The sequence below is a fragment of the Bradyrhizobium sp. B117 genome (genome assembly GCF_038969555.1).
In the GTDB taxonomy this organism is placed as follows: domain Bacteria; phylum Pseudomonadota; class Alphaproteobacteria; order Rhizobiales; family Xanthobacteraceae; genus Bradyrhizobium.
Genome location: NZ_CP152414.1, coordinates 3,547,855 through 3,567,220, shown reverse-complemented (window position 1 = coordinate 3,567,220; position 19,366 = coordinate 3,547,855). Strand labels below are relative to the sequence as shown.

The following is a 19,366-nucleotide window of genomic DNA, read 5'->3' as shown; positions in this document are numbered from 1 at the left end:
ACCTGCGAGCCGATGAGGCGGCGGGCAATTGGAAAGTCCCAGGGCGGCCGGTCACGGGCGGCTCGTCGAAGGCGCTGTAAAGACCAAGAGGCTCACCCATGGTCGATCTCCCCGATCCGCGTAATCGATGCCCCGCCGGATTCCACTTCCCGGCACAAGCGCCGCCCATCACGGGTAAAGAGAAGCACGTGATCCAGTTTGACGCCGAGATGCAGGGGCTGGCCAGGCGCGATATGAAGAGCTAGTTCGGCGGGCAGCCTTGCGATCACCAGGTCATCGGCCGCTGGTAGATCGAGGTAGACGAACAGGTCGGAACCCATATGTTCGATCATGCGCACCGAACCTGTCAGGGCCCCCTGACTTCCATGGTCGCTGAGATAAAAAGCCTCGGGGCGAATGCCGAGAGTGAGAGACGCGCCTGCAGGCGCACCGGCCGCGATCTTGAGCGTCGATCCGCCCACATCGATCAGGCCGCCTTCTCGCACCATGCCGTCAAGAATGTTGATCTTGGGCAAGCCGATGAATTCAGCGACGCGCCGATCAACGGGATCAGCGTAGATGTCCCGCGGCGGGGCAATCTGCAGCAGCTCACCGTCAAGCATAATCGCCACCCGATCGGATAGCGTCATAGCCTCCGCTTGGTCATGAGTTACATAGACGAAGGTGACTCCCAAGCGCTGGTGCAGTTCCTTGATCTCGGCGCGCATCTGCAAACGTAGCGTCGCATCAAGGTTGGACAGCGGCTCGTCCATTAGGAAAGCGGCCGGTTGGCGCACCATTGCACGGCCAACAGCCACGCGCTGACGCTGGCCGCCGGAGAGCTGTCCCGGTTTGCGAGCCAGCAAGTGGCGGATTCCGAGGGAGTCGGCCGTGCGGCTGACTTCGGCGTCGATTTCGGCACCAGTCTGCGCCGTTCCCGGCAGGAGGCGGCCGAGAAGTGGAAGCCTTTGAAAGCTTGAGAGCTGGCGCATCCTCAGCGGCAGCGCCATGTTGGATGCGACCGTCATATGCGGATAGAGCGCGTAGGACTGAAACACCATGGCGACGTCACGCCGTTTCGGTCGCAACCCATCCACTACTCGTCCGCCGATCGAAATCGAGCCTGCGTCCTGCGCTTCAAGCCCCGCCAGGATCCGTAACAGCGTCGACTTCCCACACCCCGATGGCCCCAACAGCGTCAAGAATTCACCATCGGCTACCAACAGCGAAACACCGCGCAACACCGACGTCAGCCCGTAATTCTTGCGGATGCCGTCAATCAATACCGATGCCATCGCACTTACCACCGCATCGCCGCGAAAAATTGTCGTGCATACTGCATCGGTCTTGGCCATTACGGCCGTACCTATTGCGCGTTAATACCAATCCATGCAGACCTTGCGCGTCCGTGCGGCAGGCGATCTTGGTTGGAGAAATGATCTACTGCACAGACAATGGCCCCTATCACGTCTGGCGCTATCGGTATGCCAAGCAGTGGTTTGAGATAATGGAAGTTGTCCGGCAGACAGTCGGCCGGGAAATCAAACACCCAACTGCTCGTAAGCAGCGGCCCGTCAGCCGCGTCGACCAGATACATGGAATCCGCAGGCCTTGACGGCCGGAGTTGAACGCCGGCCCGGCTAAGACCGATCGTGGCTCGGCGTCCTGTCCCGTACTCAATCCGCGGTCTCGATTTGCGTACGCATCGCCGGTTTGTCGAACTTCCGAACATGACGTAGCAACTCCGATTTGCTCGTCTTGGCGCTCATGCACCACTCCAGGACTTCTGGTGACCTGAAATGAGCAGAGCAAGTATCGTACCAGTTGCGGCGCTCGCGAGGATACCGTCACCGGATGCTCTTGAGAGGATCCGCGCTAACGAGTGCGGCGCGGCGATGGAGGCAATTGCGACATACGTCAGAAATCCGACATCGCCATTTTCGGCAGCCGGCGATAAATTAAGTGCGCTAGCTAATACACGAAGGAAAACTGTCGGCGTGCGTCTGGTTTAGCTCCTCCAACAGTCAATCGCGCCCTTGTTTGCTCGTGGGCACTGGGCCGCAGCGGTCGACAGAGCAGGGGCTCGCGTACGTGGTTGTAGCATTGTCTGATGAAAGCCGAAGGCCGCTCCGGATCGTCTCGACCATGAACAACCAGCTCAAGTCAGCCGTTCGTCCGGAATATCGTGGGTCCTCCGTAGCTTTTTCCTGGTCAAACGACTAGTCTGTGAATGGGCCGAGCTATTCACGTAAGCCTGCAAGCTACCATAAGAAGATGACCGCTCCCGTAGAGCGAGCATTAAGGTTTCCCGCACGATTGGGCGGCCCAGTCTATGACAAGATTTGCGACGGCTTCGCTGTTGCTGTCTGCCATTGGGCAGTGGCTGTTGCCGACGATCCCGCGTTGCGGCAAATTGATCCATTCGACAAGTGGCGGTTCACCAACCTGTTGAGCCCAATCATGCAGCTGCTTTCGGAGGGTGCTCCAATAGTGACTCTGTTCAAAGAAATCTCCAAAGACCAGAAGCAAACGTCGTTCCCGGAAGACCTTGATGCTTGTCGAAATTTGCCAAGGAGGAGGAACGCCTGGTTCAACCAGGCACAGCCCTCGGACGTACTTTGGCCAGCGTCGGGCCGCTTCGTACGCAAAATCGGCGGCAGAGCTATGAGCGACTATAATGCAAGGCCCGACGCTCACGACGAAGGCGCAGTAGGCCTCCATGGAGACCTTCTCCATGCCGGGCCAGCGTGGCGTGATCTTTTTGGTGAATTGGTCAAACCGAAAGCAAGGAAATTGGGTGCCTTCGAACGAGAGCCGTTTTTCGGGGATCGTGTCGTAGGAGCCAGCTGGCCCGATCCGGAAATGTTCCCAAACCTCACGTTTCGAACGAAATAACGGCTCGCTGGGGAAAAGTTCAGGCTGGTGAGCCCACGAGGCGCGGCCCATTCCTACGGCGTCGCTAACATAGACATTGAAGCCGGCCCTCAGAAAGTGGCTCACCCAACCCGGTCCACCGTCAGCTTGCGCCTCCCATATGGCCCCGGTCAGCCCACCGCCATGCCAAAGTAGCAAAGGCAGAGAGTGCTTGGGCCGCGCCAGCTTAAGAGTCTGGACATAGATCTGACCGACATCGAATTCGCCGTTCGGATCGATAAGATAGGGAACCGGCTGCTGGGGGAGGAAGACACTTCGCGTTGCACGGCCCGAAACAGTCGCCACGTGTCCACCTATATGAAAACTTGATATCTCCGCAAGATCAATACTCATACTGGATCCAAACTTCGTCGTAACTTCCCTCTACTATATGGAAAGGGGGAGCGAGCAACGCAATCCGCACCACGCCGTTACTCGAAAAAAGCGTCGATTAGTACTTAGAATTTGGGCGCGTTTGAGATTGCAGAGATTTGAAGCTCTGAGCGCCGTAAATCGTGCAAAATTCGTTTGATGGACCCCCTTCGTGCGGATCCGGTCGGTGTTATTCCGGAATGATCGCGCCCCGTTGCGTGAGCACCGACGACCAAGTCGAGTCTAAGGTTCACTACTACGCCCCGGATCGGTTTGCCCGTGCAGAAGTGGAGTACGGCTCATGGCCCGCACTCGAGATCTTCCACAAGAGCGAACGGTTGCCGCTCACCATCGCATGAACAACAATCACAAGCACACCACGGTTCCCGAGCATATGGCCTCCAGTCATCTACGCTGTGCCGGCTGGACAATCGAGCGCATTCGCCGCGACGTCGCCCCGATCGGGCCAGTCACTTTGGGACCGCGCAATCCGACGTGCGTGGTGAGCTCGGTTGAAACATTGGTCTTCCCACCGAAGACTGTCCGGCCCGGTTCGCCACCACTCAAGCGCACCACGCGCCCTCCAGTGAAATTTGACGCGTAATACTCTTGGCTCCGCAGTGGCGGTGCTTTCTTTCGAGAACCGCTCTGTATATCCACTTTCGTGTTGTGACCGAGTCTGCTGGATGGCTCTCTGCGCTCTCTGCGCGCTCTGCGTCGGTTCGGGCGCGCAGCTGTTTGTCGCGTGAAGATGATCATCGAGCGGCGCCACCTCCGCAAGCCGTTCATTTTACCGTTTCAGCATCTCCAGCGATTAGACCGCTTTCTGGATCAACCGCATGCCACGTCACAGCGCCCGCTCCAGCGCCCAGCTCAGTGTTGCTGCTTCCGCTCCCAGCGGGCTCGCTCGCGCTCCGCGAGCGCTTGCAGGTCAGCGTCAAAGCAGAGAGGTGCAATTACCGATATTACTTCAATCTCACAGAGTGCATCGATTTGCACATTGCCAAAACTAAGCGCCACTTCGCGCGCGGTCTGTGATCACCGGCGGCATGGCTGGAAGGCAGCGCGCAGCACGTCGAAGCCCGTTGTGGTGCACCTTGCCATCGCTATTCTATTCAGTTTGGCTTCGCTTGGATAGAAAAGGCCTCCGATGGGCATATCGAAGGCCTTTCTTGGAGGTTAAGAGAGCTGCTGTTGGTTCCTCCCTTTCAATTCAATACCTAGAAGTTGCGCTGAGCTCGGAACAGAACCATTACCGTGTCCTGATTCTTGAGCTGATAGACCGCCGCCGGCTTACCGATCGCCGCGCTCGCCGCACTGATGGTGCCGACCATGTTCTGATCCAGATGGGTGTACGTAAGATCGGCCGAGAAGGTCAGGTTCTTAACCGGGGTCCACCGAGTTACGATACCAGCCTGTGCAATATTATAATCAGGATTGCAGCTGGTCACGGTGGGAACGACCCAGGTGGCATTATGGCAGATCAAACCTTTTGCTGTACTGTTGTAACTAACTGTGGCGTAGGCGCCGTAGATGCTCGTTGACCAGAAAGGATCCCAATTGTGATTGTACGCACCGCGTCCACCCCACGTCTTGGTCAACTGTTGCTGGGTGCCGGCGGCGAACACCGTGTCAGGAGCAAATCCGAAGCCAACGCTCTGGTAAGCTCCAGGCAGACTTGTGCCACCATAGATCGTCATCGCGGTCGCTTGGCTCTGCTCCTGGATGTTAAACCGGGTCGCACCATCGGTGTACACAGCTTGCACGTTGATGGAATCGCCAGGTCCGGTTGGGAGGTTCTTGATCGACAAAGCCAACTGCCCCGCCCAACCCCATTTGTCATCGGGATGGCCAGTAATTTCAGTCGCACCGTAATAGGCGGCATGGTTGTCATGCGCCGCCACCGAAGCTTTGAAGAACCCCCAAGGCTGATCGACAGAGACCGAACCGATGATGTCGGGAGCAAGCGTTCCAGCGTAGTCGCCCGTACCAAAAGCTCCGCCAGCGCTGACGTTATTGACTCCCGCCTGAGTATACTGAGTTGGATCCTGCGCCGAAATCGCGGCCGAGACGCCGTTACCGAACTCCGCGGTGTACGTGAGTTGGTTTACGCCATTGACCGCTCCACCGCCGCCGACAAGGCCGTCAAAGATGTTACCGGGATAGACCGTCCAAGGGGTGCTGAACTGCGAGACGGCTTTGCCAATCGTGAAACCAGCGAACTGAATGAACACGCTATACACACCAAGCGTACCGTAACCCTGAGCACCGGTGCTTGCGTTGGCTGGCGCAGAACTGTACGGAGAAGGTCCGATCGGAGAGTAAACCGTAGCTCCTGTCCCGTTCCCTGCGTAGGTATCATCCGTCCACGTGAATCCGACCTCACCGTAAGTGCGAAGCACGCCGTACGCGGTTGCGGTGCGGGTGTCGATGCTCAGGTCTTGACGAGCCCTCCAATTGTAGCCGTTTGAGAAGCGGTTTTGTGCTCCTCCGGCACCGGATGTGTTACCACTGTTCGAGTTCGTGTTCGCTGCTACGTCCATGCGCAGGTAGCCACCTAGCTTGATACAGGTATCACTGCCTGGGACATAGTAGAATCCCGCACCATATAGGGAGCAGACCTTTACATATTCGACTGCCTTAGCCTTAAGCGGGAGATCGGCTGCCTGGCCTCCAGACACGACCGTGAAACCGGCCACCGAACCAAGCAAAATACTCTTCACGATCGTCATAACAGCTCTCCAAATTGTTTCACTCAGTAGTGGCAGCTCAGTTCGCAAAGATACCAACCACCCTCAGCCCCAACAGTGAATGCCGTGGCATGAATGAGGACCGATGTTTCATTCCGGATACAAAGGGCCCGCCTCGGGGTGGGAAGATGAACCGAACATCTGATGCATCAATGTCAGTTCGCTTAAATGGCTCTGACAGTTTACGGACGAATCTGACAAAGGCACCTTCCTGGCGCGAACTTCGGCTGCAGCCGCTCGGCAGAGCGGTCGCTCAAGCGAGGGATGAGCTCCGTGTGCAGGCAGCCAATTGGACGCTAGAGACCGCCCTCGACATGCACCTTCATGACTTGTTTTCTATTGTCGGTTGTCGACGCGGCAGAGCAAGGAGAAAGAAGTAAGACTGCGCCGGCGCACATCGAATGTCTTGCTTTTGTCTGTCGGGATGAGAAACATGCTTCGAAGCAATCAATTTGCGAACTCCTCGATCACGGCTGACGCATGGCGCGCGCCCGAGTTGCAAGCCGTTACAGCGAGTTGTGATCAAAGCGGATTGCACCCGCAATGACGGATGTAATTGGGCTGGACCAGATCATCAACATGAACCACGAGCTGGTTCTGCTTGCCGGCAAGATCGATTGGGACTGGATCGACGGGAAGATCGCGCTTACAACGAGAACGGCAGGCCGGGGATCGAGACCCGTTTCATGATCGGGCTGTTGTTGGTCAAGTACATTGCGGGCTGTCCGATGGGAGGTGTGCGAGCGGTGGGGTCCACGACCCGCACTCCAGTTCTTCACCGGCGAAGAGCTTTGCACCACGTTTTCCCGCACGAGCGCTCGGACCTGAGCCATTGGCGCAAGCGGCTCGGCGACATGCTGGAGCGATTGTTAGCCGAGAGCCTTCGGGTGACGCACGAGGCCGGTGCGTAGCGCAGCCAAGAGCTTAAGCGGGTCAGGTTGACACCACAGTGCAGCTGAACGCCATCAGCTTCCCGACCGACGCCGAACTGCTGCATGCAGCGATCGGGGGTGAACCGCCTGGCGACGAAGCACGGGCTCTTGCTGCGGCAGTCCTATTCTCGTGTGGCGAAGGCCGCCGCGATGATGGCAGGCTGTTACGCTCAGCCAAACAGATGGGGTGGATGCCGGCCTTCCCCGACGGCATCGCAATGTGCCAAGCTTGTGGTGAGACAGCCCGGCAAGGAAAGGCAGCATCCATGAAAGAAGTTACCATCGCCGGAGTCGATCTGGCAAAGAACGTTTTTCAACTGCATGGGGCGGCGGCCGATGGATCTGTCGTGTTTCGGAGAAAGCTGACTCGTCTGCAGTTTCGCAACTTCATGGCGGGTCATTCCACCTGTGTCATGGCGATGGAGGCTTGCGGCAGCTCCTATTTACTGGGCTCGCGAGATGCTTCGGCTCGGCCACCAGCCGAAATTGATTGCGCCTGGCTATGTCAGGGCGTTCGTGCAGAGGCGATCGTCGAAGCGGCGCTACGTCCCGCCATGCGCTTTGTCGCGCCGAAGACCGAGGGACAGCAGTCCCGCGCTATCGTCTTTCGCACCCGGGAACAATTGGTTGATCGTGAGCGTCACGAGAGGATCACGGCGGATCGCCTTGCCAAGGCCGGATTTCTTCGAGACTTCCAGCAGTCGCGCCTCGAGCCAGGGCTTGAAGTCCTCGATCAGCGGTCTGGTGTCGGATTGTCGCGCCGCCGCTCGCTGCGTCGCCGGCAAACCGCGAATGCGATCCTCAACGGCGTAGAACATCGCGATCCGCTGCAGCGCTTCCGCGGCAATCGGCGATTTCGTCGCAACGTGGACGTCCCAGAACTTCCGCCGCGCATGCGCGAAGCAGAACGCCAGTTGTACCAGACGACCGCCGTTCTTGATCAGCCCCTTGTAGGCGGCATAGCCGTCGACCTGCAGGATGCCGTCGTAATCTCCAAACAGCTCCCTGGCGCGGATTGCCTTGCGATCCTCAGCGAACACGTAGACCACTGCCGGCGGCGCCGGGCCGCCCCACGGGCGGTCGTCGGTGGCGACCGCCCAGAACTGGCAGACTTTGGTTCTGCCACGGCCGGGATCGAGAACTGGCAGCGGCGTCTCGTCGGCAAACAGCCGCGGGTAGGACATCACTGCGCGGCGCAACAGCGCGTGAAGCGGCTTCAGCCACCAGGCGACGCGGCCCATCCACGAGGCCAGCGTTTGCCGGTCGAGCGTGATGCCTTGGGCGGCAAACATCTGTCCCTGGCGATACAGCGGCAGCTGGTACCCGTATTTCATCACCGCGATGTGGGCCAGCAAGGCTTCTGTCACCATTCCACCGTCGATCGCCTGGACCGGCGCGGGTGCCTGCAGCACACCCTGGCGGCATCCTCGGCAGCCGTACCGTGGACGCACAATGCGCTTACACGGTACTGCATCGGAATGACGTCGAAGGCTTCCTTAACGGTCTCCGATCTTGTGCAGCTGCTCGCCGCAGCAGGGGCAGATGCGGCTCTGGATATCGATCACGACATCGATGCGCGGCGAATGCTCCGGAAGCTTCCCCGGTTGCGTCGCGCCGGTCGCTTTCCACGGCCTTCCGCTCCGTCAGGCAGCCTGCCTTCGATCATGTCGTCGTTGGCGGCGGCACGAACCGCCTGCACAAAGAGAGACAGCTGTCCTGGCGTCTGTGTCTCGGAGCGGGGACCGAAGATCGCACGCTTGTACTGAGACAGGATCACCAGGAGTTTGTCGTTCTCCTGGATCGCAGCGTGGGCGATCACCGCATCACGCTCGGCCGAAAGCGTGCTGCATTCCGCCGACAACGTCGCAAGCCGTGACGATAGCGCTATCACGGTTTGATGGAGCAATGCTGGATCGGAAGGCAAATCACTCATGCAGAGTAATTCTACAACAACTCCGCATGAGTGACGAACGGCTCTTGATAATGATCAACCAGCTCGTACTGGCTGATCCACAACTCGCATCGGCACACGCTTCCAGTCCGAGCCATCGAGCAGCACCGAGAGCTGAGCATGAGATAGCGGCATGACGCCGCCCTTGATCGGCGGCCAGGTGAACTGCCCCTCGATTCTTTTGTAGTAAAGGATAAGGCCGCTTCCATCCCAGGTCAGGATCTTCACGCGATCTCGGCGCTTGGAGCGGAAGACATAAAGTCCGCCGTCGAACGGTTATGTTGCGTGCAACATAACCGTTCTTATGTGTCGGACGAGATTATGTGGCGGAGGCGCGCTAACGCCAGCCAGGGCCGGCCACGGCTGGATTCTTCCGCCACATAATATTTCGTGCCCCTCGTGCGGACGCGGGATCCCCCTGCGCCGTAACGCCGGAGGGGCACAATGCTCGAGTTCTATTTTTCGTACCGCGGGGTGCTTAAACGCCTTCGTGACGGGGCGCTCGGCGCCGAGATGGATCGCATCGCGGGGCACTTTTTCTCGCTCGGTTACAAGCAAGCATCCGCTAAGCTTTATCTGAGCCGGATCGCGCGGTTCGGCCGTTTTGCTGCAGCACATTGCGGTTCACGGCCGATCGGCGAAGCTATCGTCGATAGCTATCTATGCACATTCACCACGGAGTCACCGCGGATTGCGGCAGTGTCTGCGCTCCAACACGCGCGACGGGTGGCGCCCGAACGATTCATTGCTTCGACGCCCATTGTAGTCGATGATCCGGACGCCCCGCTTTTGCGCGCCTTTTCTGACTATCTGAGCAGGGTACGAGGCCTTGAGCCAAGGTCCCGCGATGGCGTTCTCTTGGGCGCACGGCGCTTTCTGGATTGGCTCCGCCATCGCCATCCTGGCCAAGACCTCGAGGCGTTGACGGCAGAGCATGTCCTTGCCGCTGTCGAGTATCGGCTGTCGCTCTCGGCGACCTCCGGCACTCGCACGGCGGCGATCTCTCACATGCGAACGTTTCTCCGCTTTCTGCATTGGGGTGGCCACCACGAGCAGGATCTGGCTCCCGTCGTTCCAAGAACGCCATATTGGCGACTGGCCCATTTACCGCCCCGGCTTTCGTGGGATGATGTTCGCCGCGCCATCGATGCGATCGGCAAGGCGACGCCGATCGACCTTCGCGATCGAGCTGTCCTGTTGTTGCTCGCCACCACAGGCATTCGCAACGGCGAGCTACGCGCTCTTCAGCTCCGGGATATCGACTGGCGAGCTGGCGAGGTTTTTGTCCGGCGCACCAAGGGCAAGCGTGACCGAGTGGCCCCGCTCATCGAGGAGACCGGCGCCGCGCTCGCCGACTACATCCTGCGGGCTCGACCGAAGGTCGATAGTCAGCATCTGTTCCTGTCCTTCACGCCGCCCGTGGGACCATTCAAGTACGCGTCGTCTGTTTCGAGGATCGTGCGGAAGCGATTGCAGCATGGTGGGATCGAGCTCGGTCGCGTCGGAGGCGCACATCTCCTGCGCCACAGTCTAGCCACCCAGCTCGTGGGGCGACGAAGGCCGATCAACGAGGTCGCCGATCTTCTAGGGCACCGAAGCATCAACACAACGGCGCTGTACGTGAAGGTCGCGGCCTCGCAGCTCGCTGAGGTCGCGCTCCCCTTTCCGGGAGGCGCCGCATGACCGCCTTCGCCGCATTCCTCGGCGACAAGGTCGAGCGCTACATCGAGCTGCGCCGCTCCCTCGGCTACGCCTTCAACAAGCAAGCCGGCACGCTGCGGGCTTTCGTTCGCTACGTCGAGCGATCTCAGCTGGGTGCGCCCGCCACCCGGACGATGGCGCTGGAGTTCGTCCTGTCGTTCGGTGGCGCCGCCGACAGCCGCGCGGTCCGTCACGGCGTGCTCCGCCGATTCTATGAGTACCTGGTCGTCTACGACCCCCAGACCGAGGTCTTGGAGCACAAAGCTTTCCCGCGGTCCAGGGCGATTCCGCCGCCGCGCATCCTAAGTGAGGCTGAGCTGACGTCGCTTATCGACGCATGCAGCTTCATTTCGCCAGGGAACCCTCTCAGGGGCCGCACGATGGCGACGCTAATCGGATTGTTGGCCAGCACGGGATTACGATCGGGCGAAGTGGTCAGCCTTGATCGCGGCGACGTCGATCTGACCAACGGGGTCGTCCTCGTCCGTAAAACCAAGTTCCGTAAAGACCGCCTGATTCCTGTTCACCCAACGACCCAGGCAGCCCTTCGTCGATACGCCCGTGAGCGCGACACCGTGTTTCCCAGGCCCAAAGGCGAGGCCTTCTTCCTCAGCTCGCGAGGCTGCCGTCTGTCGGCGACCGGCCTGCAAAGCAACTTCGCTAAGGCCCGCAAGCTCGCGGGACTTGACAATGGCAAGCCTCTGCGACCGCACGATCTCCGGCACCGGTTCGCGGTGACCAGGCTCAGGCTGTGGCACCAACAGCGCGCAGACGTCCAAGCGCTGCTGCCCTTACTCGCCACCTACCTCGGCCACGCCAACTATAGCGACACAGCCTACTACCTCGCCGGCTCGTCGGATCTCCTCGCCATCGCGGCTGAGCGCGCCTTCCTCGACGGAGGCGCGGCATGAACGAACACCTCCTGCTGGCGCCGCTCCTGGAGTCGTACTTTCGTCGCCGGTTGACCAAGCAGCGCAACGCGACCTCCGCGCCTTAGCCAGCTATCGCGATGCCTTGCGCATGCTGATCCTCTTTGCCGCCGCCCATTTGGGGAAGAAGCCGGCGGCGCTGGCCCTTGAGGATCTCGATCGGGACCTTGTTCTCGCCTTTCTTGACGAGCTTGAGGAGAAGCGGAACAACTCCGTCGCAACGCGCAACGCCCGACTAGCCGCGATCCGATCCTTCTTCCATCACGTCGCTGCCGCCGATCCCGCCTCGTTCGGCGTCGCCCAACGGGTTCTGACGATCCCCACCAAACGGGCCCACATCGAGGTGACGCATCATCTCACCAACGCCGAGGTGGAGGCCATCATCGCAGCCCCTGATCAGACGACGCCCCGCGGCCGGCGCGACCGGGCCTTTCTGCTCTTCTTGGCGAGAACCGGCGCTCGCGTGTCCGAAGCGACCGGCGTCAACGCGAACGACCTTCAGTTGGAGCGAGGACGCCCGCAGGTGCTGCTTCACGGCAAGGGACGCCGAGATCGCGTCATTCCTATTCCTAAGGATCTGGTGCGATCGCTGACGGACCTATTGAGCGAACGCGGCCTCGCCAATCATGAACCGCGGCCGATCTTCGTCGGGGTCCACAACGAGCGCCTGACGCGTTTCGGCGCGACGCACATCGTGCGGCGTGCCGCCTCCCAGGCCGGGTCCACGAGGCCAAGCTTGGAGGGCAAGCCGATATCGCCGCACATCTTCCGGCATTCCCTCGCCATGAAGCTTCTCCGGTCAGGCGTGGACCTCCTGACGATCCAGGCTTGGCTTGGCCATGCTCAGGTCGCCACAACCCACCGATACGCCGCTGCGGATGTCGAGATGATGCGCCGGGGACTCGAGAAGGCGGGCGTCTCAGGCGACCGCAGCGCGCGCTTCCGGCCGAACGACACCATCCTGCAGCTGCTGGCCAGCATCTGATTATTATGTGGCGGAGAAACCCTGGGTGGCCGGCCCTGGCTGGCGTTAGGGCGCCTCCGCCACATAATCTCGTCCGACACATAAGAACGGATCGGCTCCAAAGGCCTCGCTCACCAGCATCGCCAGCGAGTCCATGCCGCGGCGGAAATCGACCGGCTGCGTCGCAATCCAGATCGACAACCCAGGTCGAAGCCCGATCATCGACCAACCGTCCCGACTGCCGCCAGCACCTCGCACAGTGCCCGCCGGTCGACTGTCCCCCTGACACGGATGCGAACCGCGCCGACTTCGATCTCGATCGCCGCCTGCTCCTCACTCGGCAATGGCCCCCCGCAGCCGGTGATCGCGACCGGCACAAAGCCAGGTGGCATGCCTCTGTCCCCGCGCTCCGCGACCAGCGCCCGCGTGGCCTGGCGACGCCAGAGAAACAACAGGCTTGGACTGATGTCGCGTCGCCGCGCCACCGCGGACACGCTTGCACCCGGCGCAAAACTCTCCGCGACAATCGCCGCCTTCGCATCGGTCGACCAGCGCCGATGCCGGCCCGTCCCGGTGATGATCTCGACACGCTGCAGCGTGTCGGCGCCGTGTTCGAGGATAGGCGTATGCGTATCCTTACGACTATCCTTCGACATTGTGACCTCGCGACAAACCATTCCGCGAGATCTTCCTAGCCGACCAGATCAGCCCTCAGTACGTGGTCCCTGCATGACGCTCATGGTTGATCATCGCACCGAAGTGGTCGACGCATTGTGCGCATACTTGTACGAATTCGGCTACATTGCTCCGCAAGGCATTGGCCACCCGCGCAGTCTGACCGAGGTCGTCGAGAACGAGAACACGGAGCTGCCGGATCTGGTTCGCGAGATCTGCCGTGGTCTGCTGGAACACATTGCCCAGACGACAGCCCGGGAGCTCGTCAAACAGATTAGGACCTGATCCGCGCATCACCATACCGCGGCATGTGAATGGCCGCACCCTAAAAGCCGGACACAAGTCCGCACTCGATCACGCGCCTGAAGTTCGAAGTTTTCCTTGCAAAACGGCTGGCATCCACACAAGTTCAACCGCCATCTGCGGCAGCTGCGCATCCTGGGCAGTCAGCTGGGCCGGATCATCCGCGACATCCGCCGAAAGACCGAGGGCTAGGCCGCACTGGAGGAGGCATTCGCTCTCCCGCTCGGCCGGGCCACGCAGATCCGGTCGCAGCGGCAGCGCCGCTTCGAGCTTTATTCCTTCCTTGTCCCGGAGGTGGAGTGCATTGGGAGGGGCAAGGCCGCCGCACCTTGCGAATTCGGGGTGAAGGCCTCCGTCGTCACCGACAATCGCCGGCCTCCTGGTGGCTCGTTCGTGCTGCACGCCAGGTCGCTGCCCGACAATCCATATGACGGTCACACGTTGCGCGACGTCCTTGACCGCACCGAGGCACTCACCGGCTGTGCGATCGAGCGGGCTTATGTCGGCGAGGGCTACCGCGGCTGCGACGCGCAAAATCTCCGCCGCGTCCTCATCACCGGCAGGAAGCGCGGCGTCTTCTGCGCCATCAACCGCGAGGTGCCCGCCATTTGAGCCTATCGTCGGATACCTCAAAAAAGGGCACCTCGGCTGGTGCTACCTCGAAGGCCCCGCACGCTCAACTGTCCATCTCAGCTCAATCCGGCTGCTTAACGGTCGAGGACGTGAGCCGACGCCCAATTGTTCGAGGACGATGCTTGTCCTAAGAAGGTACCGGCCGGTGCCCAACGCCCATGTTAACGCCTTTGCGGAGCAGAGACCATTGCAATCTGGCGCAAGCGCAGTTGCGGAGCCCTCCGCAAGCCAATCTTGCAGACGAAAAGAGCAATCTCAAGACACGTCCGTCACAGCGGTCTACAGTCGTTAGGTTGAGTCAACTGCGAGACCGTGACGTTTTCGTTAAGGAACAAGCGCGCAAATGTAGAGATAACGTTAATCCGAACATTATCCGCTCATCTCAGGTGCTCGATGAGCTTTGCGGCGACGAGCAGCCGCTCAGTCCTTCGGCTAACAGGGCGGCAATAGCGCGGTGACGGCGGGAGCAAGCCTCGGCATGGTCTCTCCAGCACTGGACTTGCCGACAATGATTGCGTCGACATAGTCCTGAATGACCGAAGGGATCTTCAGCCCGTTTGGGCCGGGCCACATATACCAATTTGTTACCTTGCTCATTTGGGCGAGGGCTGTCGCCTGATTGGGGTGGGATTTGTAGAAAGACGCTAGCAATGCCGGATCATCGACCGCGCGCTGGCTTACTGGAGCATATCCCGTATTCTGTGCCATTATGGTCTGGGCCGCCGGGCTGGTGGCAAACTTTGCGTATTCCCAAGCCAGCTCCTGCTTCTGCGGATCGGGCGTGGTGACAACTAGCATGGTCCCGCCGGACGGCAGCTTGCCGTTAGCTGACGTAATCGGAAACGGCAAAGTCCGGTATTCAAATGCCGTCTTGATTTGAGCTTGGTTGCGCGCAGTCGAGGAGGAGGAGGCGGCCGCAATGCCGATGGTTCCGGAGGAAAACGCTTGCACCACCTGCTGCCATGACATCGCGGGCATGCCCTTATCATGAAACAGTTGGAGTGTTTCGAGCGCGCTGCGCCCCGCCGCAGTTTCAAAGCCGATGCCGCACCCGTTGGGTGCGTCCATTCGTCCTCCCGCAGCTCGAATGAGGGTCTGGAGCCCCCAGTTTGCCCAGGCGTCGTACTGAAAAGTGAAGCCGGTTAGCTTTGGGTCCAGCGCCGAGATCTTCCGTCCGAGCTCAGTGATCTCCTCCCAACTGGAAGGAAAAGTCTCCATGGATCCACCAGCGCGGCGCACCAGGTCGACATTGACATGCAGCACCGGGAGAGCGATCGCGAATGGCACACCATATTGCTTGCCGTCAACGTCACCGAGAGACAAGATTTTATCGTAATAGCCGAGCGCCTGCCATCCACCTTGTTTCTGAACGTAGCGGTCTAGAGGCACCGCGAGTCCACGTTCGGCGAGCAGTCCAATATGGTTCATGCCGACGAAGGCGACGTCGGGTGTGCCGCCGGCGATTCGAGCTTTCAGAAGCCCATTGACGACGTCGTCGTAGGTTGCAAGCGGCGCGCGCAGCTCCACGCGGACTCCGGGATGCGCTTCCTCGAAGCGCCTAGCGATCTCTTCCTGAGTGGTTTTGTAGTTGCTCGGCAGTGCGTAGGAAATCTCGAGTACTGTCTCGGCATAAACAGCGGTCTGACCCATCAGGATCAGGGCAATAGCGCCGATGCAGATAGCGTTTTTCATAGAACATCTCCAGGGCGAACGAGTTGCCGATCCTTTATATTTTGGAAGGAGCGGCATGCCTGAGGGAGCGAAGATGAACCGGGTATTCAATGCCGGTTATGTCAGCTCGTTGAAGCGGGATTAACAATTTCCAGACGAATTCGACAAACGTACATTTCGAGTGAAGCGTGTATTCGCCCTTGGCGGGCAGTGGTTCATTCAGTATAGCGAATGACCAGTTCCTGATACTGTGGGGCAAGTCGGTTCCTTGACACCATGATTGGAATTCCCTCGGCGTCCACATTGATGTTGGTAAGGATGATCACGGGTTGGCGACGCGGAAGGTCAAGCAAAGAGGAATCGGCCTGCGAAAGTAAACCGGCGGAAATCCGCGTTTCGAACCGGCGATAGTCGAGGACGCCGAAGGTTTTCCAAGCTTCGCTGAAACTTCCGGTCTCTTGGATAAACGTTTCGATTCCCTCAAAGCGAGGCAGCGGGAAATAGCTCGATGCGACCAAGACGGCAATGCCATCGACAGCCATCAGCGTATCGACCCTGCGTGCGAAATGGCCCTGGGACAGATGGAGGTCGCGCGCCAAGTCCTTGTCGGCGCGGACCCTCGCAGAACCAATGAAGCGGCGCTCACCGACCCGATGCAGGTCGCGCAGGGTTGCGGTCAGACGGGTCCGAGGGCCCAACCGGGAGTGAACGATCCGTTCTTTGACGAAGGTGCCCCGACCCTGCTCTATGCGTACATAGTCGCGTTCCTTGAGCACTGCGAAGGCGCGGCGCACGGTATTGCGATGGACGCCGAAGATCGCCGCCAGCTCAGTCTCGGTGGGCAAGCGTTCGCCGGGCTTGTATGTCCCTCGGGTGATATCCTTCCGGATCGAATCCACCACGATCCGCCATAGCGAGGTCGCGCCACGCCTAGTGTAAAGGGTCGATGGTCGATTCCGGACGGTCATCGTTTGATCCCGGGCCTGCAGTCGCAGGGAAGTCTGCGCCAGCAGCCCGGGAAGATCCAGCCGCTTGGCTCTTCAAGCCGGCACGCTGACGGATGTGAGACGCGGTTCGCCGGCAAGATCCGGCCGGTCGGCTATGACCGCATCTATCCCAAGACGGGCGATCTCGACAAGTGCCTCGATGTTCATCCCAGTCGGGAGGATCGATCGCGGCGAGGCGACCGCAATGCTCCCAAGACCGGCCCGACGGATGCGATCAATTATTGAGCGGTCATAATCCGCGGGCACAACACGAATCCAACGGGCGCCGACTGAAAGCGCGACGTCGAGGCTGGCGGCCCCCTCGAGAAAGTGGGTGCTGATCGTCGCCGAAGCCGACCGGCGCCGGACCGCTTCTGCCATCTCGGGCGTATGGGCACTGAAGAGAATGCGCTCGACGGCGCCGAGGGCCTGGCAGCGTCCGACGTGGATGTCCACCTCAGCAGTCGTGGCCTCTTTTAGATCGACGATGACCGGCTTGTCACGGGTTATCTCAAGAAAGTCGTCGAAGGCGAGCAGCGCCGGAAAGAGCCGGCGCGCTGCCTGGATATCAAGGTCGCGAATTGCATCGGGAAAGCCGGCAACGCGCAGCAGATCCTCATCATGAAGGCAGACGATGGTCCCGTCGGCCGTTAAGCGCACATCGGTCTCAACGGCATCGGCGCCCGATGCCAAGGCGTGGCGGAAGGAGGCGGCGGTGTTCTCCAGAGCGTATTCCGGCGCGCCCCTATGTCCGATAACCCGCAACGTTCTCGATTGAGATGGCACCGTCCAAAAACTAGCAGCAGGCGTACTATTCATCTTAGATTGCGCACCGTTCATTCACTGTCCTTTCCAAAACGGGATGCTTTCACTTGACCGCTCCCCCCGTCATTCCCTCGACGAACCATTTCTGGGCGACAAGGAAGGCGATGACGAGAGGCGAAACAACGATTGTGGCGGCGGCCATAAGGGGACCGTAGTCGTTGCCGGCCTCCTCATTTGCGAACGCAATAATTCCGAGCGGAGGAGGCATCAGAGTCTCGGAGCGGACCGCAATCAGAGGCCAGAACAGGTCATTCCAATGGCCGACGATGGAGAAGATCGAAAACGCGATCACCGCCGGGAGTGCCATCGGCACCATGACCTTCCAAACGATGGCCAATTCCGACAGCCCATCTAGCCGGGCGGCGTAGACTACGTCATCAGGGATCGTTTTGAACACTTGGCGAAGGAGGAAGATGCCAAATGGCGAAACCACGTAAGGAAAGATGAGTGCTGCGTAGGTGTTGAGGATACCAAGCGCATAACCGAGAATGAACAGCGGCAGTGACAATACCTGGTGCGGCAAGAGGAGGCCGATTAGCACGAGACCAAAGATAAGGTCGCGGCCAGGAAAGCGCAGCTTGGCGAGAGCATAGGCGCAAGGGGCGCAGATCAGGATCTGCAGCGCCAGGATCGCAGCACAGACCAGTACACCGTTCGCCATATAGCGCGGTAACGGCGCGGATGTCAGCGCCTTCCCGTAGTTCTGGATCGCGTACCATTGCTCGGGCAGAAACGAGAAGTGTTCGCGAAAGATTTCGCCCGGCGGCTTCAGTGACAGGCTAACCATCCAGACGAATGGCACGAGGATGATGGCGGCCGTCATTAGCAACGCAGCGTGGCGCAGGATAGCGGCAGGAGGCGAGAGGTGGACGCTCATTGGTAGTGCACCCTCTTGTCCATGACGCGGGCTTGAATGAGCGTCAATGCCACGATGATGATGAGGAAGATCACTGCGATGGCGGCGCCGTAGCCGGTGCGCAGATATTCGAAGCTTTCGCGATAGAGGGTGTAGAGCAATACCTCCGAGGCGTGTCCTGGGCCGCCCTGCGTGAGGACCTTGATGGTGTCGAAAGCCTCGAAGGCACGAAGCGCGACGACCACGACGACGAACATCGCTACGGGGCTGATCATGGGTAACGTGACGGTTCTTAAGCGGTCGAGCCAGAGGTCAGCGCCGTCGACCGCTGCAGCATCATAAAGGTCCCGGGGGATGGACTTTAGACCGGCAAGGAACAGCACCATGGCAAAGCCAAGGTTTTGCCAGATGCCGATGACAGCAAGCACTGGCAAAGCAGTCGTCTCGTCTCGTAACCAGTTGGCCGTGGGTAGTCCCACCGTCGAGAATATCTGGTTGACGAGGCCGATTGTGGGATGAAGTAGCGCTTCCCAGGCGATCGCCATGGCGGCGAGTGTTGCCATGAACGGCAGGAAGTGAACAGCGCGGTAGAAGGCGCGGAAGCTTTGGCCCGCCTCGATCAGGAGCGCGACAGCAAGGCCGAGGACCACGGTTACGGGCACGACGATGAGGACGTATAGTACAGTGTTGAATAGCGATGCGCGAAATCCCTCATCTCCAAGCACCTCGCGGAAGTTCGCTATTCCGACGAAGGCGAGCGTGCGCGCGCCGAACTGCCAATCGGTTAGCGCGATAACGAAAACCGCGATCGTCGGCACGAAAAACAGCAAAAAAAGCAGCAAAACGGCCGGCCCCGCCAACGCGCAGGCGACCATGCCTTCGGCGAGACGCTGTCGGCGCAAATGATTGCGCGTAAGCTGTGACGG

Annotated in this window: 17 protein-coding genes and 3 pseudogenes; 6 read left to right on the top strand and 14 right to left on the bottom strand. The window is 59.9% G+C overall.

Annotated features, from left to right (window positions below; all coding sequences use genetic code 11):
* Positions 1 to 92 precede the first annotated feature (92 nt).
* The 4 genes from AAFG16_RS17530 to AAFG16_RS17515 all read right to left on the bottom strand — a co-directional run bounded on the left by AAFG16_RS17530 (position 93) and on the right by AAFG16_RS17515 (position 5,996).
* Positions 93 to 1,334, bottom strand: coding sequence for an ABC transporter ATP-binding protein (locus AAFG16_RS17530; protein WP_342739964.1), 1,242 nt, complete (start codon positions 1,332 to 1,334; stop codon positions 93 to 95).
* An 11-nt stretch (positions 1,335 to 1,345) separates the two neighbouring features.
* Positions 1,346 to 1,576, bottom strand: a complete 231-nt coding sequence (locus AAFG16_RS17525) for a hypothetical protein (RefSeq protein WP_342739963.1) — start codon at positions 1,574 to 1,576, stop codon at positions 1,346 to 1,348.
* Positions 1,577 to 2,277: 701 nt separating this feature from the next.
* Entirely contained in the window at positions 2,278 to 3,246 is a 969-nt protein-coding gene (locus AAFG16_RS17520; RefSeq protein WP_342739962.1) for an esterase, read from the bottom strand.
* Between the two features lie 1,238 nt (positions 3,247 to 4,484).
* A complete protein-coding gene (locus AAFG16_RS17515; RefSeq protein ID WP_342739960.1) occupies positions 4,485 to 5,996 on the bottom strand; it encodes a porin in 1,512 nt (503 codons plus the stop codon).
* Between the two features lie 561 nt (positions 5,997 to 6,557).
* Here AAFG16_RS17515 and AAFG16_RS17510 point away from each other — a divergent pair.
* Positions 6,558 to 7,117: pseudogene (locus tag AAFG16_RS17510) on the top strand (transposase); the annotation flags it as partial.
* A gap of 371 nt (positions 7,118 to 7,488) precedes the next feature.
* Here AAFG16_RS17510 and AAFG16_RS17505 read toward each other — a convergent pair.
* The 3 genes from AAFG16_RS17505 to tnpB (AAFG16_RS17495) form a co-directional block, all read right to left on the bottom strand.
* Positions 7,489 to 8,358, bottom strand: a complete 870-nt coding sequence (locus tag AAFG16_RS17505; protein ID WP_342739959.1) for an IS66 family transposase — start codon at positions 8,356 to 8,358, stop codon at positions 7,489 to 7,491.
* A gap of 149 nt (positions 8,359 to 8,507) precedes the next feature.
* Positions 8,508 to 8,807, bottom strand: a complete 300-nt coding sequence (locus AAFG16_RS17500; RefSeq protein ID WP_342739958.1) for a transposase — start codon at positions 8,805 to 8,807, stop codon at positions 8,508 to 8,510.
* A gap of 126 nt (positions 8,808 to 8,933) precedes the next feature.
* A complete protein-coding gene (gene tnpB, locus AAFG16_RS17495) occupies positions 8,934 to 9,125 on the bottom strand; it encodes an IS66 family insertion sequence element accessory protein TnpB (protein ID WP_342739957.1) in 192 nt (63 codons plus the stop codon).
* 216 nt (positions 9,126 to 9,341) lie between these two features.
* Here tnpB (AAFG16_RS17495) and AAFG16_RS17490 point away from each other — a divergent pair, with 216 nt between their 5' ends.
* The 3 genes from AAFG16_RS17490 to AAFG16_RS17480 all read left to right on the top strand — a co-directional run bounded on the left by AAFG16_RS17490 (position 9,342) and on the right by AAFG16_RS17480 (position 12,512).
* Positions 9,342 to 10,580 (top strand): site-specific integrase, encoded by a 1,239-nt coding sequence (locus AAFG16_RS17490; protein ID WP_342739956.1) that lies wholly within the window; start codon positions 9,342 to 9,344, stop codon positions 10,578 to 10,580.
* Positions 10,577 to 11,509: a tyrosine-type recombinase/integrase gene (locus tag AAFG16_RS17485; RefSeq protein ID WP_342739955.1), complete on the top strand. Its 933-nt coding sequence runs from the start codon at positions 10,577 to 10,579 to the stop codon at positions 11,507 to 11,509. The genes AAFG16_RS17490 and AAFG16_RS17485 overlap by 4 nt, the downstream gene beginning before the upstream one ends.
* Before the next feature lie 109 nt (positions 11,510 to 11,618).
* Positions 11,619 to 12,512 (top strand): tyrosine-type recombinase/integrase, encoded by an 894-nt coding sequence (locus AAFG16_RS17480; RefSeq protein ID WP_342739954.1) that lies wholly within the window; start codon positions 11,619 to 11,621, stop codon positions 12,510 to 12,512.
* Positions 12,513 to 12,557: 45 nt separating this feature from the next.
* Here the strand turns inward: AAFG16_RS17480 and tnpB (AAFG16_RS17475) are convergent, their stop codons facing one another.
* Positions 12,558 to 12,713 (bottom strand): IS66 family insertion sequence element accessory protein TnpB, encoded by a 156-nt coding sequence (gene tnpB / locus AAFG16_RS17475; protein WP_342739953.1) that lies wholly within the window; start codon positions 12,711 to 12,713, stop codon positions 12,558 to 12,560.
* Between the two features lie 209 nt (positions 12,714 to 12,922).
* Positions 12,923 to 13,111: pseudogene (locus AAFG16_RS17470) on the bottom strand (transposase); the annotation flags it as partial.
* Positions 13,112 to 13,220: 109 nt separating this feature from the next.
* Here AAFG16_RS17470 and AAFG16_RS17465 point away from each other — a divergent pair.
* Both AAFG16_RS17465 and AAFG16_RS17460 read left to right on the top strand, forming a co-directional pair.
* On the top strand, positions 13,221 to 13,451 hold the full coding sequence (locus AAFG16_RS17465) for a hypothetical protein (RefSeq protein WP_342739952.1): 231 nt from the start codon (positions 13,221 to 13,223) through the stop codon (positions 13,449 to 13,451).
* A 120-nt stretch (positions 13,452 to 13,571) separates the two neighbouring features.
* Positions 13,572 to 14,169: pseudogene (locus tag AAFG16_RS17460) on the top strand (IS5/IS1182 family transposase); the annotation flags it as partial.
* A gap of 365 nt (positions 14,170 to 14,534) precedes the next feature.
* Here the strand turns inward: AAFG16_RS17460 and AAFG16_RS17455 are convergent.
* From AAFG16_RS17455 to AAFG16_RS17435, 5 genes are all read right to left on the bottom strand, one after another.
* On the bottom strand, positions 14,535 to 15,794 hold the full coding sequence (locus tag AAFG16_RS17455; RefSeq protein ID WP_342739951.1) for an extracellular solute-binding protein: 1,260 nt from the start codon (positions 15,792 to 15,794) through the stop codon (positions 14,535 to 14,537).
* Between the two features lie 194 nt (positions 15,795 to 15,988).
* Positions 15,989 to 16,741, bottom strand: coding sequence for a phosphonate metabolism transcriptional regulator PhnF (gene phnF / locus AAFG16_RS17450; protein WP_342739950.1), 753 nt, complete (start codon positions 16,739 to 16,741; stop codon positions 15,989 to 15,991).
* A 72-nt stretch (positions 16,742 to 16,813) separates the two neighbouring features.
* A complete protein-coding gene (locus AAFG16_RS17445; RefSeq protein ID WP_342739949.1) occupies positions 16,814 to 17,599 on the bottom strand; it encodes a glycerophosphodiester phosphodiesterase in 786 nt (261 codons plus the stop codon).
* Between the two features lie 28 nt (positions 17,600 to 17,627).
* The gene (locus AAFG16_RS17440; RefSeq protein WP_342739948.1) at positions 17,628 to 18,461 is read right to left on the bottom strand and encodes a carbohydrate ABC transporter permease; all 834 of its coding nucleotides are present in this window, start codon (positions 18,459 to 18,461) and stop codon (positions 17,628 to 17,630) included.
* Positions 18,458 to 19,315: a sugar ABC transporter permease gene (locus tag AAFG16_RS17435; protein ID WP_342740925.1), complete on the bottom strand. Its 858-nt coding sequence runs from the start codon at positions 19,313 to 19,315 to the stop codon at positions 18,458 to 18,460. The genes AAFG16_RS17440 and AAFG16_RS17435 overlap by 4 nt, the downstream gene beginning before the upstream one ends.
* Positions 19,316 to 19,366: the final 51 nt, after the last annotated feature.